Source organism: Streptomyces sp. TLI_053, from assembly GCF_900105395.1.
In the GTDB taxonomy this organism is placed as follows: domain Bacteria; phylum Actinomycetota; class Actinomycetes; order Streptomycetales; family Streptomycetaceae; genus Kitasatospora.
Genome location: NZ_LT629775.1, coordinates 2,002,501 through 2,015,309, shown reverse-complemented (window position 1 = coordinate 2,015,309; position 12,809 = coordinate 2,002,501). Strand labels below are relative to the sequence as shown.

The 12,809-nt window shown below is 73.8% G+C and carries 10 protein-coding genes; 3 read left to right on the top strand and 7 right to left on the bottom strand.

Annotation, left to right across the window (positions count from 1 at the left end; translation table 11 throughout):
• Window positions 1-32 precede the first annotated feature (32 nt).
• The 5 genes from BLU95_RS07850 to mmuM form a co-directional block, all read right to left on the bottom strand.
• The gene (locus tag BLU95_RS07850) at window positions 33-1,628 is read right to left on the bottom strand and encodes a glycerol-3-phosphate dehydrogenase/oxidase (protein ID WP_093859358.1); all 1,596 of its coding nucleotides are present in this window, start codon (window positions 1,626-1,628) and stop codon (window positions 33-35) included.
• Window positions 1,629-1,779: 151 nt separating this feature from the next.
• On the bottom strand, window positions 1,780-3,300 hold the full coding sequence (gene glpK / locus BLU95_RS07845) for a glycerol kinase GlpK (protein ID WP_093859357.1): 1,521 nt from the start codon (window positions 3,298-3,300) through the stop codon (window positions 1,780-1,782).
• Window positions 3,301-3,390: 90 nt separating this feature from the next.
• Window positions 3,391-4,128, bottom strand: coding sequence for an MIP/aquaporin family protein (locus tag BLU95_RS07840; protein WP_093859356.1), 738 nt, complete (start codon window positions 4,126-4,128; stop codon window positions 3,391-3,393).
• 355 nt (window positions 4,129-4,483) lie between these two features.
• Window positions 4,484-5,248 (bottom strand): IclR family transcriptional regulator, encoded by a 765-nt coding sequence (locus BLU95_RS07835; protein ID WP_093859355.1) that lies wholly within the window; start codon window positions 5,246-5,248, stop codon window positions 4,484-4,486.
• A gap of 160 nt (window positions 5,249-5,408) precedes the next feature.
• Window positions 5,409-6,479, bottom strand: a complete 1,071-nt coding sequence (gene mmuM / locus BLU95_RS07830) for a homocysteine S-methyltransferase (RefSeq protein ID WP_093859354.1) — start codon at window positions 6,477-6,479, stop codon at window positions 5,409-5,411.
• Window positions 6,480-6,669: 190 nt separating this feature from the next.
• Between mmuM and BLU95_RS07825 the strand changes: the two genes are divergently transcribed.
• From BLU95_RS07825 to BLU95_RS07815, 3 genes are read left to right on the top strand one after another with little or no spacing between them, the layout of a single operon-like run.
• Window positions 6,670-7,656, top strand: a complete 987-nt coding sequence (locus BLU95_RS07825; RefSeq protein ID WP_093859353.1) for an NUDIX hydrolase — start codon at window positions 6,670-6,672, stop codon at window positions 7,654-7,656.
• Between the two features lie 40 nt (window positions 7,657-7,696).
• On the top strand, window positions 7,697-8,245 hold the full coding sequence (locus tag BLU95_RS07820; protein WP_093859352.1) for an NUDIX domain-containing protein: 549 nt from the start codon (window positions 7,697-7,699) through the stop codon (window positions 8,243-8,245).
• Window positions 8,246-8,291: 46 nt separating this feature from the next.
• Window positions 8,292-10,415, top strand: a complete 2,124-nt coding sequence (locus BLU95_RS07815) for an acetoacetate--CoA ligase (protein ID WP_093859351.1) — start codon at window positions 8,292-8,294, stop codon at window positions 10,413-10,415.
• A 75-nt stretch (window positions 10,416-10,490) separates the two neighbouring features.
• On the opposite strand, the gene ptsP is transcribed toward BLU95_RS07815, so the two are convergent.
• Entirely contained in the window at window positions 10,491-12,161 is a 1,671-nt protein-coding gene (gene ptsP, locus BLU95_RS07810; RefSeq protein WP_093859350.1) for a phosphoenolpyruvate--protein phosphotransferase, read from the bottom strand.
• A gap of 114 nt (window positions 12,162-12,275) precedes the next feature.
• Window positions 12,276-12,725 (bottom strand): PTS sugar transporter subunit IIA, encoded by a 450-nt coding sequence (locus tag BLU95_RS07805; RefSeq protein WP_093859349.1) that lies wholly within the window; start codon window positions 12,723-12,725, stop codon window positions 12,276-12,278.
• Window positions 12,726-12,809 lie beyond the last annotated feature (84 nt).

Below are 12,809 nucleotides of genomic sequence, written 5' to 3'. Positions count from 1 at the left end.
TCGGCCGTGCCGGTCGCTCCCTGCCCTGTTGCCTACTTGGCCGCGCGCTTCGCCAGGAACGCCTCGACCTCGGCCCGGATCTCCGGGGTGTCCAGACCGCGGACGGTCATCGTGGTGCGGCGGCGCAGCACGTCGTCGGCGGTGTACGCCCACTCGTTGGCGGCCGCGTAGGCGACCTGCGCCCAGACGTCCGGGCCGTCCTCGTGGATCGGCCGGCCCAGCTCCGGGTTCTCGTCGATCATCCGGGCGATGTCGAAGGACAGCGTGCCGTAGTGGCTGGCCAGGTGCTTGGCGACCAGCGGCTCCATCCGCGAGCCCGGGTCCCGGTCGATCAGCAGGCGGTGCGCGACGGCGTTCGGCGCGCCGACACCCGGCAGCGGGACGGTCGGGGCGATCGGCGACATGTCCTCGCCGAGGGAGGTGCCGGGCACGTGGGCCAGCTTCTCCAGCACGGTGCGGCCGATGTGGCGGTAGGTGGTCCACTTGCCGCCGGCGACCGACAGCATGCCGCCCTTGCCCTCGGTGACGACCGTCTCGCGCTTGGCGGCGGCGGTGTCGCCCGGGCCGCCGGGCAGCACCCGCAGGCCGGCGAAGCTGTAGGTGATCAGGTCGCGGTCGATGTGCTCGTCACGGATCGCGTGCGCGGCCTCGCCGAGGATCTGGTCGACGTCCGCCTCGGTGGCCCGGACGTCCTTCGGGTCGCCGGTGAACTCCTCGTCGGTGGTGCCGAGCAGGACGTGGTCCTCCCACGGGATGGCGAAGGAGACACGGTACTTGTCGATCGGGATGGTCAGCGCGGCGCGCCACGGCGAGCGGCGCTTGACCACCACGTGGGCCCCCTTGGACAGCCGGATCGACGGCGCGGCGCCGGCGTCCTCCATCCGGCGCAGGTGGTCCACCCACGGGCCGGTGGCGTTCAGCACCAGGCGGGCGTCGACGCCGAACTCGGTGCCGTCCAGGCGGTCCTTGAGCTCGGCACCGGTGACCCGGCCGCCGGTGAAGCGCAGGCCGGTGACCTCGGCGTGGTTGAGCACGACGGCGCCGGCCTCGACCGCGGCGCGCACGGTCATCACGGCGACGCGCGAGTCGTTCATCTGGTGGTCGCCGTAGACGGCCACCGAGCGCAGGCCCTCGGTGCGCAGCGCGGGCACCTGCTGGGCGGCGTGCGCGGCGGTCGAGACCCGGCCCATGCCGTCACGGAAGGCGGAGAGCGCCGAGTAGAGGAAGACGCCGGCGCCGAGCTTGGGCGCGCTGTGCGGGCCGCCCTTGTAGACCGGGACGAAGAAGGTCAGCGGGTTGACCAGGTGCGGGGCCACGTCGGTGGAGAGCACCCGGCGCTCCTTGTGGTTCTCCGCGACCAGCTTGACTGCACCGGTCTGCAGGTAGCGCAGACCGCCGTGGACGAGCTTGGAGGAGGCACTGGAAGTGGCACCGGCGAAGTCGCCGGCGTCGACCATGGCGACCTTCAGACCGGCCTGGGACGCGGTCCAGGCGACGGCGGTGCCGAGGATGCCGCCCCCGATCACCAGCAGGTCGTAGGTGGCCTTGCCGAGCAGCTCGCGGGTCTCGGCGCGGGAGGCGGTGCGGCCGGCGGTGCGCTCGGCGCCCAGGGTCGGGATGGTTGCCATGGTGTGTGTACGGCGCGCGGGTCGGGCGGCGCCGTTACTCCTCTCGGTGTGCGTACGGCCTCTGTGCGGAGAGACCGGGTCGGCCCGGTGCGACGGGCCGGTGAAACGGGAGCGGGCCGGCCGGGGCACGGGGCCCCGACCGGCTTCGCGATCAGTTGTTCTCTTCCTCCTCCACCCAGCCCATGGTGCGCTCGACGGCCTTGAGCCACTTCTTGTACTCGCGCTCCCGGGTGGCCTCGTCCATGCGGGGCGTCCACTCGGCGGCGCGGTGCCAGTTGGCCCGCAGGGTGCCGAGGTCGTTCCAGAAGCCGACCGCCAGGCCCGCCGCGTAGGCGGCGCCGAGGGCGGTGGTCTCGGCCACGTACGGGCGCTCGACCGGGGCGTCCAGGACATCGGCGATGTTCTGCATGAGCAGGTTGTTGCTGGTCATGCCGCCGTCGACCTTGAGGGCGGTGAGCTCGACCCCGGAGTCCTTCTGCATGGCGTCGACGACCTCGCGGGTCTGCCAGGCGGTGGCCTCCAGGACGGCCCGGGCCAGGTGGCCCTTGGTGACGTACCGGGTCAGGCCGGCGATCACACCGCGGGCGTCGGAGCGCCAGTACGGGGCGAACAGACCGGAGAAGGCCGGGACGAAGTAGGCGCCGCCGTTGTCCTCGACCGTGTTGGCGAGGGTCTCGATCTCGGCGGCGGTGGAGATGATGCCGAGCTGGTCGCGCAGCCACTGGACCAGCGAGCCGGTGACGGCGATCGAGCCTTCCAGGGCGTACACCGGGGCCTGGTCGCCGATCCGGTAGCCGACCGTGGTCAGCAGGCCGTGGTACGAGTTGACGATCTTCTCGCCGGTGTTCAGCAGCAGGAAGGTGCCGGTGCCGTAGGTGGACTTGGCCTCGCCCTCGTTGAAGCAGGTCTGGCCGAACAGCGCGGCCTGCTGGTCGCCGAGCGCGGCGGCGACCGGGACGCCCGCCAGGTCGCCGACGGCCTCGCCGTACACCTCGGCGGAGGAGCGGATCTCCGGCAGGACGGCCATCGGCACGCCCATCGACTCGGCGATCTCCTCGTCCCAGGCCAGGCTCTTGAGGTTCATCAGCATGGTCCGGCTGGCGTTGGTCACGTCGGTCACGTGCTTGCCGCCGTCGACACCACCGGTGAGGTTCCAGATGACCCAGGTGTCCATGGTGCCGAAGAGGATGTCGCCGGCCTCGGCGCGCTCGCGCAGGCCCTCGACGTTGTCCAGCAGCCAGCGGATCTTCGGGCCGGCGAAGTAGCTGGCCAGCGGGAGGCCGGTCTCGCGGCGGAAGCGGTCCTGGCCGACGTTGCGGCCCAGCTCGCGGCAGAGCGCCTCGGTGCGGGTGTCCTGCCACACCAGGGCGTTGTGCACCGGCTCGCCGGTGTTCTTGTCCCACAGGACGGTGGTCTCGCGCTGGTTGGTGATGCCGATCGCGCGGATGTCGTCCTTGGTCAGACCGGCCTTCTCCAGCGCGCCGCGGACGACCGACTGGACCCGGGTCCAGATCTCGGCGGCGTCGTGCTCGACGTAGCCGGGCTGGGGGAAGATCTGCCGGTGCTCCTGCTGGTCGACGGAGACGATCCGGCCGTCGGCGCCGAAGATGATGCAGCGGCTGGAGGTGGTGCCCTGGTCGATCGCGGCGATGTAGTTGCCAGTGGAGGTCATGAGGGTCCTCGGCTCAAGAGGTTGGCGGGGGAGGTGGGCCTGACTCTCAGGTCAGTCCCCGTGCTCGGGTGGGGTGGAAACCCGGGGGGATCAGAACGCGGCGTGGTACAGGCCGCCGGCCAGCAGACCACCGATGATCGGACCGGCCACCGGGATCCAGGCGTAGGACCAGTCGGAGCCGCCCTTGTTGGGGATCGGCAGCAGCGAGTGGACGATGCGCGGACCCAGGTCGCGGACCGGGTTGATGGCGTAGCCGGTCGGGCCGCCGAGCGAGAGGCCGATGCCGACCACGGTGAAGGCGACGATCAGGATGCCGGTGCCGGAGAGGCCGAGGCCCTTGGTCAGGCCCTGGGTGAGGATGGCCAGGCAGAGCACGAAGGTGCCGATGATCTCGGTGAGCAGGTTCTGGACCGGGTTCCGGATCTCGGGGCCGGTCGAGAAGATGCCGAGGGTGGGCTCCTGGTTGGCCTGGAACTGGCCGAGGTAGGTGAGCCACACGAAGACGGCGCCGATCATCGCGCCGAGCAGCTGGGAGCCGAGGTAGACCGGAACCTTGCTCCAGTCGCCGCTGTCGACGGCGAGGGCCAGGGTGACGGCCGGGTTCAGGTGGGCGCCGGACTTCGGAGCCGACATGTAGGCGGCGATCATCACCGCGAAGCCCCAGCCGAAGGTGATCGCCAGCCAGCCGGCGTTCAGGGCCTTCGACTTCTTGAGCGTCACGGCGGCACAGACGCCACCGCCGAGAAGTATCAGGGCGGCGGTGCCGAGGGTTTCGCCGACGAAGATGTCGCCGTTGGAGAACGCGGACACAAAGACTCCCTTGTCCATATGGCCCGGAGGTGCGGGTGGGGGCAGGGGCCGGGCGGATCGCTGGGCGGGTGAGCGCTCTGTGGGATGGATTCGCACGGCCATCGTTCGACAATGTCGACCGTCATGCGGAAGCTTCCTCCCCGGGTCGCCCTCCCGTCAAGGCCGGGTTACGCAGCTGTGACCCTTCGCTCGCCGCGCTACCCGTAGTCACCGAACGGATCATCGCAATTTTGGACAAAACGGTAAGGCGCGGACGGGCATTTCGCCCGTCCGCGCCTCAGCGTGAACGTCTTCCTGTGGTGCCGCGGGCCCGCGGCGGGGCGGCCGGGCGGCCGCGGGCCGGGGGTGGCCGGGACCGGGCCGCTCCGAGCGGTCAGAACCGTCCGGCGCCCAGGTCCCGGGAGATCGCCCGGGCCGCGCTGCGCACCGAGGCGACCAGCGAGGGCTTCACGAAGCCGTCCTCGCAGACCCGCTCGACCGCGCCGCTGATGCAGACCGCGCCGACCGGATTGCGCCGCCGGTCCTGGATCAGCGCGCCGATCGAGGCCACGCCCTCCCAGGTCTCCTCCACCGCGTCGGCCCAGCCGCGCTCACGGGTCAGCGCCGCCTCGGCGTCCACGTCCGCGGCCTCGGTCAGCGTCCGCGCGGTGTACGACTCGAACGGGCCCTCGCCCAGCTCGCCGCGCGCCACCGGGTCGTAGGCCAGGAGCACCTTGCCCAGCGCGGTCGAGTGCAGCGGCTGCATCGAGCCGACCTCCAGTACTTGCCTGGTGTCGTCCGGCCGGAACACGTGGTGCACGATCAGCACTCCGCGCTGGTGCAGCACCCCCAGATAGACGGTCTCCCCGGACGCCCGGGCCAGGTCGTCGGCCCAGACCAGTGCCCTGGCACGCAGCTCGTGCACGTCCAGGTAGCTCTGGCCCAGCCGCAGCAGCTCGGCGCCCAGCTGGTACTTGCCGCTCTCCGGGTCCTGCTCGACGAATCCCTCCTGCTGGAGGGTGCGCAGGATCCCGTGGGCGGTGCCCTTCGCCAGGTCCAGCGCCGTCGCGACCTCCGACAGGCCCAGGCGGCGCTCGCCGCCGGCCAGCAGACGCATGATCGCGGCGGCCCGGGAGAGCGACTGGATCGGGCCGGGCATTGGTACCTCCGCGCGGACAGGCGGTCGACATTGTCGACCGCAGTGGTAACGGCACGAGTCTGCCAGGCCGTCGCCGTTCCGTGCACCTTCCCCCTCGGTAACCTGCGTCGGCCGACCCGGTCGTGCGCCCGCGCACCGCCGTCCGTCCGGTCCGGGCCGCCTACCGGCGGGTGCTCGGCTCCCCGGCGTCCGGCCGTCCGGGGTGCCGCTTCCCGGCGTCCCGCTTTCCGGCGTCCCGCTCCCCGGTCGCGGCGGCCACCCCGGCGGCCACCGCCCGGATCCCGGCCGGTCCGACCCGGCAGCAGCCGCCCACCAGCCGTGCCCCGTCGGCCAGCCAGCCCGCCACCCCGCCCCGGCCGTCGGCGGCCCGGGGCGGACCGGCCGCACCGAAGGCCGGCTCCCCGCACCACGCCCCGGCCGCCGGGTCCCAGCCCTCGCCGCTGTTCGGGTAGACCACCACCGGCTTGCCCGACACCCGCGCCGCGAGCGCCACCGCCCGGTCCGCCTCCTCCGGCGCGCAGCAGTTCACCCCGACCGCCACCACCTCGTCCGCCCCGGCCGCCAGCGCGAACGCCTCCGCCAGCGGCTGCCCGGCCCGGGTCCGCCCGCCCGCCGCCGCGAACGACAGCCAGACCGGTACGCCCAGCCCGCGCACCGCCCGCAGCAGCACCCGCGCCTCGTCGACGTCCGGCACCGTCTCCAGTGCCAGCACGTCGGGCCCGGCCGCCGCGAGCACCTCCAGCCGGGGCCGGTGGAACGCCTCCAGCTCGGCCGGCGTCAGCCCGTACCGGCCCCGGTACTCCGAGCCGTCCGCCAGCACCGCCCCGTACGGGCCCACCGAGGCCGCCACCCACCGGCGGGGGCCGGGCAGTCCGCGGGCCGCCTCCCGGGCCAGCTCCACACTTCCGGCCATCAGCCGGGCGGCGGCCGCCCGGCCCACCCCGCGCCGGGCGAAGCCGGCGAAGCTCGCCTGGTAGCTCGCGGTGATCGCGACCCGCGCGCCCGCCTCGAAGAACGCCCGGTGCGCCGCCACGACCGCCTCCGGCGCGTCCGCCAGCAGCCGGGCCGACCACAGCGCGTCCGCCAGGTCGAAGCCGGCCGAGGCGAGCCGTTCGGACAGTCCGCCGTCCAGCACCAGCGGCCCGGCCGCCAGGGCGGCCGCGAAGTCCGCCGGGGGTGCGTCGTCGGGCGTGGGGGCGGAGGCGGGCCGGTCGGCCCCGGGCCGGTCCATCACGTCCTCCTCGGGGCGGGCGGCGTCCCGGCCGGTCCGGAGGACGCCCTGGTCACAGGGTAGGAGCGGCCGGCCGCGGCCGGGGCGGAAAACCATTTGCCGCAGAGTCAAGGGATCGCTACGTTGTGCTCAGAACGAGAAGGACGGCCGCCCGCCACCGCGGGCCCGGCGGGGGAGAGGAGCGCGCAGCGTGGACACCACCGAGCAGGAGTGGCTCGCCTCCTACGATCCGCGCGCCTACACCCCGGTCGCCGTCACCGTGGACGTGGTGGCCCTGACCCTGCGCCAGGGCCGGCTCCACGTCCTGCTGGTCGAGCGTGCCCTCCCGCCCTACCAGGGGCGCTGGGCCCTGCCCGGCGGCTTCCTGCGGGCCGGCGAGGAGAGCCTCGACGAAGCCGCCGCCCGCGAGCTCGCGGAGGAGACCGGCCTGCCCGGCACGGTCGGCGCCGAGGCCGCCCTGAGCCGGATCCATCTCGAACAGCTCGGCAGCTACGGCGTACCCGACCGCGACCCGCGGATGCACGTGATCTCGGTCGCCTACCTGGCCTTCGCCCCCGACCTGCCCGATCCGCGGGCCGGCAGCGACGCGGCACACGCCGCCTGGCACCCCGTCACCGACCTCGATCTCCGGCCCGCCGGCCGGTCCGAGTCCGCCGGTGCTCCCGCCGACACCCACGGGGGTGGCGTCGGCGGGAGCACCGGCCCCTCCGGCCCCTCCGGCCCCTCCGGCCCGGAGTACCCCGTGCCCCCGGAGCACCCCGCCGATCCGGCCGCACCCCCGCCCGCCGGGGCACCCACCCCGATCGAGCTCGCCTTCGACCACGCCCGGATCCTCGCCGACGGCCTCGACCGCGCCCGCGCCAAGATCGAGTACAGCCCGCTGGCCACCGCCTTCCTCCAGCACGACTTCACCATTCCCGAGCTGCGCGCCGTCTACGAGGCCGTCTGGGACGAGAAGCTCCACCCGGGCAACTTCCACCGCAAGGTGCTCTCCGTCCCCGGCTTCGTCGAGGGCACCGGCACCACCACCGAACGCGGCGGCGCCCGCGGCGGCCCCCGGGCCCGCACCTACCACGCCGGCGACGCCACACTGCTCCACCCGGCCCTCCTCCGCCCCGCCCAGGGCGATCCGCCCCAGCAGCCCCCACCGGCGCTCTCCCCGGGCCGGACCACCTGATCACCACCCCGCTCCCGGCCGCCCGCACTACCATCCGGCCATGACGACTCAGGAGGCCGACACCGTGCGCCAGCAGCCCAACTCCCACTGCCACTTCTGCGGATCCCCCTACCCGGCCGGCACCGACGGCTGGCCCCGCACCTGCTCCGCGTGCAGCGAGATCAGCTACCGCAACCCGCTGCCCGTCGTCGTCACCCTCCTGCCCGTCACCGGCGAGGACACCGCCCCCGGCCTGGTGGTCATCCGCCGCACCATCGAGCCCGGCTACGGCGAACTCGCCCTCCCCGGCGGCTACATCGACTACGGCGAGAGCTGGCAGCAGGCCTGCGTGCGCGAGCTGCGCGAGGAGACCGGCATCCTGGCCGAGCACACCGACGTCACCCTGGTCGCCACCGACTCCGACACCCGCGGCGGCTTCCTCTGCCTCTTCGGCCTCCTCCCCGCCCGCCCGCTCGCCGACCTCCCGCCCTCCGTCCCCACCGACGAGACCGACGGCTGGCAGCTCTCCACCCCCGAGACCCCGCTCGCCTTCCCCTTCCACACCCGTGTCTCCCGCTCCTGGTTCAACGGCGAATTCACCCGCCCCTGACCAGCGGCGGCCGCGCCGGGCAGACCCTGGCGCCCCGGCCGCTCACATGGCAGGGTCTGCACGGACAGCCCCCAACCGGACGCGGGCCCTGCCACAAGCGACCCCGTCCGCCCTCATCACCGGCCGGGAGACCACCACCGTGAGCACCCCACCCCAGGACCAGCCGCTCTGGCGCCCGAACCCCGAGCGTGCCGCCGGCACCGGGATCGTGGCCTTCCAGGCCTGGGCCGCCCAGCACCACGGCGCCCCGGCCGCCCCGCTCGCCCCCACCACCTCGGACGCCGAGGCCGCCGCCCGCTACGCCGCCCTGCACGCCTGGTCGGTCGAGGACCTCGACCGCTTCTGGACCGCCGTCACCCAGTGGTTCGACGTCCGCTTCACCCAGGCCCCCGAGGCCGTCCTCGCCGACCCCGCGATGCCCGGCGCCCGCTGGTTCCCCGGCGCCCGCCTCAACTACGCCGAGCACGCGCTGCGCGCCGGCGAGCAGGCCGGGAACGCCGACCGCCCCGCCGTCCTCCACCTCGACGAGACCACCGACGAGCCGCTCGTCCTCACCTGGGCCGAACTCCGCCGACAGGTCGGCTCCCTCGCGGCCGCCCTCCGCGCCCGGGGCGTCCGCCCCGGCGACCGCGTCGGCGCCTACCTGCCCAACATCCCGCAGGCCGCCGTCGCCCTGCTCGCCACCGCCGCCGTCGGTGCCGTCTGGACCAGCTGCGCCCCCGACTTCGGCGCCCGCAGCGTCCTCGACCGCCTCCAGCAGATCGAGCCGGTCGTCCTCTTCGCCGTCGACGGCTACCACTACGGCGGCAAGGACCACGACCGCACCGAGGTCGTCGCCGAACTCCGCCGCGAACTCCCCACCCTGCACACCGTCGTGCACGTCCCCCTGCTCGGCGCCCCCGCCCCCGAGGGCGCCCTGGCCTGGGAGGACCTCACCGCGGAGGACACCGAGCCGGTCTTCGAGGCCGTGCCCTTCGACCACCCGCTCTGGGTCCTCTACTCCTCCGGCACCACCGGCCTGCCCAAGGCCATCGTCCAGAGCCAGGGCGGCATCCTGGTCGAGCACCTCAAGCAGGCCGGCCTCCACCTCGACCTCGGCCCCGAGGACCGCTTCCTCTGGTACACCTCCACCGGCTGGATGATGTGGAACTTCCTCCTCGCCGGCCTGCTCGTCGGATCCACGGTCGTCACCTACGACGGCAGCCCGGGCCACCCCGACACCGGCGCCTTCTGGTCCGTGGCCGCGCGCACCCGCGCCACCGTCCTCGGCACCTCCGCCGCCTACGTCATCGCCAGCCGCAAGGCCGACCTCCACCCCGGCCGGGACCTCGACCTCTCCGCCGTCCGCTGCCTGGGCACCACCGGCTCCCCGCTCCCGCCCGACGGCTTCCGCTGGATCTACGAGGAGGTCAAGGAGGACGTCTGGCTCGCCTCCGTCAGCGGCGGCACCGACGTCTGCTCCTGCTTCGTCGGCGGCGTCCCCACCCTCCCGGTCCACCTCGGCGAGATCCAGGCCCCCAGCCTCGGCGCCGCCGTCGAGTCCTGGGACGTCAACGGTCACCCGCTCACCGACGAGGTCGGCGAACTCGTCGTCACCAAGCCCATCCCGTCCATGCCCACCGGCTTCTGGAACGACCCCGAGGGCACCCGGTACCACGACAGCTACTTCGACACCTACCCCGGCATCTGGCGCCACGGCGACTGGATCACCGCCACCTCCCGCGGCACCGTCGTCATCCACGGACGCTCCGACTCCACCCTCAACCGCCAGGGCGTCCGGATGGGCTCCTCGGACATCTACGAGGTCGTCGAGCGCCTCCCCGAGATCGCCGAATCCCTGGTCATCGGCCTGGAGGAGCCCGACGGCGGCTACTGGATGCCGCTCTTCGTCGTCCTGACCCCCGGTGCCGAACTCGACCAGGACCTCATCGGCCGCATCCGCACCTCGCTGCGCACCGAACTCTCCCCCCGCCACGTCCCCGACGAGGTCATCGCCGTCCGCGGCCTGCCGCACACCCTCACCGGCAAGCGGATCGAGGTCCCGGTCAAGCGCCTGCTCTCCGGGACCCCGCTCGACCAGGCCGTCAACCCCGGCTCCGTCGACAACCTCGACCACCTGCGGTACTTCGAGCAGCTCCGCCTGGAGCGCGAGCGAGCCGCCGCCGAGTGACCGGCCCCCGGACACGCCGAAGGGGCCCGCTCCACCGGCCGGTGGAGCGGGCCCCTTCGTGTCGTCCCGCGAGCGCTACTCGCCCGACAGCACCTGCTGCGCCGCGGCCCGGGCCTCCTCGGCGCTGTCCGCCGCCCGGGCCGCCTCGGCGGCCCGGCGGCACTGCGCCAGCGTGTACTTGGCCAGCGCCGTCCGCACGTAGGGGATCGACGCCGCGCCCATCGACAGGCTGGTGACACCGAGACCGGTCAGCACCACGGCCAGCAGCGGGTCGGAGGCCGCCTCGCCGCACACACCGCAGCTCTTGCCCTCGGCCTGCGCGGCCTCGGCGGCGAACGCGATCAGGTCCAGCAGCGCCGGCTGCCACGGGTCCTGCAGCCGCGCCAGCGCACCGACCTGGCGGTCCGCGGCGAAGGCGTACTGGGCCAGGTCGTTGGTCCCCAGGGAGAGGAACTCGACCTCCTGGAGGATGGAGCGCGCCCGCAGCGCGGCCGACGGGATCTCCACCATCGCACCGAACTTGGCGCTCAGCCCGGCCTCGCGACACGCCTCGGCGAAGTCCTTGGCGTCCTTGCGGTCGGCCACCATCGGGGCCATCACCTCGAGGTGCACCGGCAGGCCCTCGGAGGCCGTCGCCAGCGCCCGCAGCTGGGTCCGCAGCACCTCCGGGTGCTCCAGCAGGGTGCGCAGACCGCGCACACCGAGCGCCGGGTTCGGCTCGTCGGCCGGGGTCAGGAAGTCCAGCGGCTTGTCCGCGCCCGCGTCGAGCACCCGGACCACGACCCGGCCCTCCGGGAACGCCTCCAGCACCTTGCGGTACGCCTCGACCTGCTTCTCCTCGGTCGGCGCCTTCGCCGAGTCGTCCAGGAAGAGGAACTCGGTGCGGAAGAGACCGACACCCTCGGCGCCCGCCTCCAGCGCGGCCGGCAGGTCGCCCGGACCGCCGACGTTGGCCAGCAGCGGCATCCGGTGCCCGTCCGAGGTCGCGCCCGGACCGGAGGAGGCCGCCAGCGCCGCCTTGCGCTCGGCGGCGATCCGGCGCAGCTCGTCCTGCTTCTCGGTGCTCGGCTCGACCAGCACGTCACCGGAGCTGCCGTCCACCGCGACGACCGTGCCCTCGGCCACGTCGGCCGCCCCCGGCAGCGCGACCACGGCCGGCACGCCCATGGCCCGGGCCAGGATGGCGCTGTGGCTGGTCGGCCCGCCCTCCTCGGTCACGAAGCCGAGCACCAGCGTCGGGTCCAGCAGCGCGGTGTCGGCCGGAGCGAGGTCCCGGGCGAACAGCACGTACGGCTCGTCGCTGTCCGGCACACCCGGCATGGGCACGCCCAGCAGGCGCGCGACGATCCGGTTCCGCACGTCGTCCAGGTCGGCGACCCGGCCGGCCAGGTACTCGCCGGCCGAGGCGAGCAGCGCCCGGTAGGCGGCGAAGGCGTCGTAGACGCCGCGCTCGGCGCTGCTGCCGACAGCGATCCGGCGGGAGACGTCGGCCATCAGCTCGGGGTCCTGCGCCATCAGCGCCTGGGCCTCCAGCACGGCCTGGGCCTCGCCGCCCGCGAGGTTGCCGCGGGCGATCAGGTCCGCGGCCACGGCCTCGACGGCTGCCTGGGCGCGGGCCTGCTCGCGCGGAGCGTCCTCGGTCGGGATCTGGGTGGCCGGGGGCTCCAGCACGGCGGTACCCATGTGGCGCACCTGGCCGATCGCGACTCCGTGGCTGACACCCACGCCTCGCAGCGTCTTCTCCATGTCTTTCTCCGTGAGAGAGGCGGCCCCGCCGGGTACCGCTGTGTGCCGGGCCGCCCCGACCGGAGCGGTGGGGCGGGTGTGTCCTGTAAGAGGGGACCGGTAGAAGGGGAGAGGTCAGCTCCAGCTGAACAGGGCGTCGCCGACGGCGACCTCCCCGCTCTCCAGCAGCCCGCCGAGCGAGTCGGCAGCGGCCTCCAGCGCGACGATCGGCGAGATCGGCGACTTGCCGGCGGCCTCGACCGCGGCCGGGTCCCACTTGATGACGGCCTGGCCGCGGGTGACCGTGTCGCCCTTGTTGACGAGCAGCTCGAAGCCCTCGCCGTTCAGCTGGACGGTGTCGATGCCCAGGTGGGTCAGGACTCCGTGCCCGTCCGCGTCGACGACGACGAACGCGTGCGGGTGCATCGAGACGACCACGCCGTCGACCGGGGCGACGGCCTCGGTCGGCCGACGCACCGGGTCGATCGCGGTGCCGGGGCCGACCATCGCGCCCGAGAACACGGGGTCCGGCACGCCGGCGAGCCCTACGACCTTGCCGGTCAGCGGCGACGTCACAGTGGTCATGGATGAGCCTCCCAAGTGCGCAGTACAGGCGAGCGGCCGCGAACGCGGCGGGGTGATCGACTGAAGCCTAAATCATGTCAACTT

Excerpts from the sequence above, each read along its gene's own strand:
- BLU95_RS07820 (WP_093859352.1), top strand. The coding sequence starts at position 7,697 with ATGACGACTCAGGAGGCCGACACCGTGCGCCAGCAGCCCAACTCCCAC.
- glpK (WP_093859357.1), bottom strand. The coding sequence starts at position 3,300 with ATGACCTCCACTGGCAACTACATCGCCGCGATCGACCAGGGCACCACC.
- BLU95_RS07850 (WP_093859358.1), bottom strand. The coding sequence starts at position 1,628 with ATGGCAACCATCCCGACCCTGGGCGCCGAGCGCACCGCCGGCCGCACC.
- ptsP (WP_093859350.1), bottom strand. The coding sequence starts at position 12,161 with ATGGAGAAGACGCTGCGAGGCGTGGGTGTCAGCCACGGAGTCGCGATC.
- BLU95_RS07815 (WP_093859351.1), top strand. The coding sequence starts at position 8,292 with ATGGCAGGGTCTGCACGGACAGCCCCCAACCGGACGCGGGCCCTGCCA.
- mmuM (WP_093859354.1), bottom strand. The coding sequence starts at position 6,479 with ATGGACCGGCCCGGGGCCGACCGGCCCGCCTCCGCCCCCACGCCCGAC.
- BLU95_RS07835 (WP_093859355.1), bottom strand. The coding sequence starts at position 5,248 with ATGCCCGGCCCGATCCAGTCGCTCTCCCGGGCCGCCGCGATCATGCGT.
- BLU95_RS07840 (WP_093859356.1), bottom strand. The coding sequence starts at position 4,128 with ATGGACAAGGGAGTCTTTGTGTCCGCGTTCTCCAACGGCGACATCTTC.
- BLU95_RS07805 (WP_093859349.1), bottom strand. The coding sequence starts at position 12,725 with ATGACCACTGTGACGTCGCCGCTGACCGGCAAGGTCGTAGGGCTCGCC.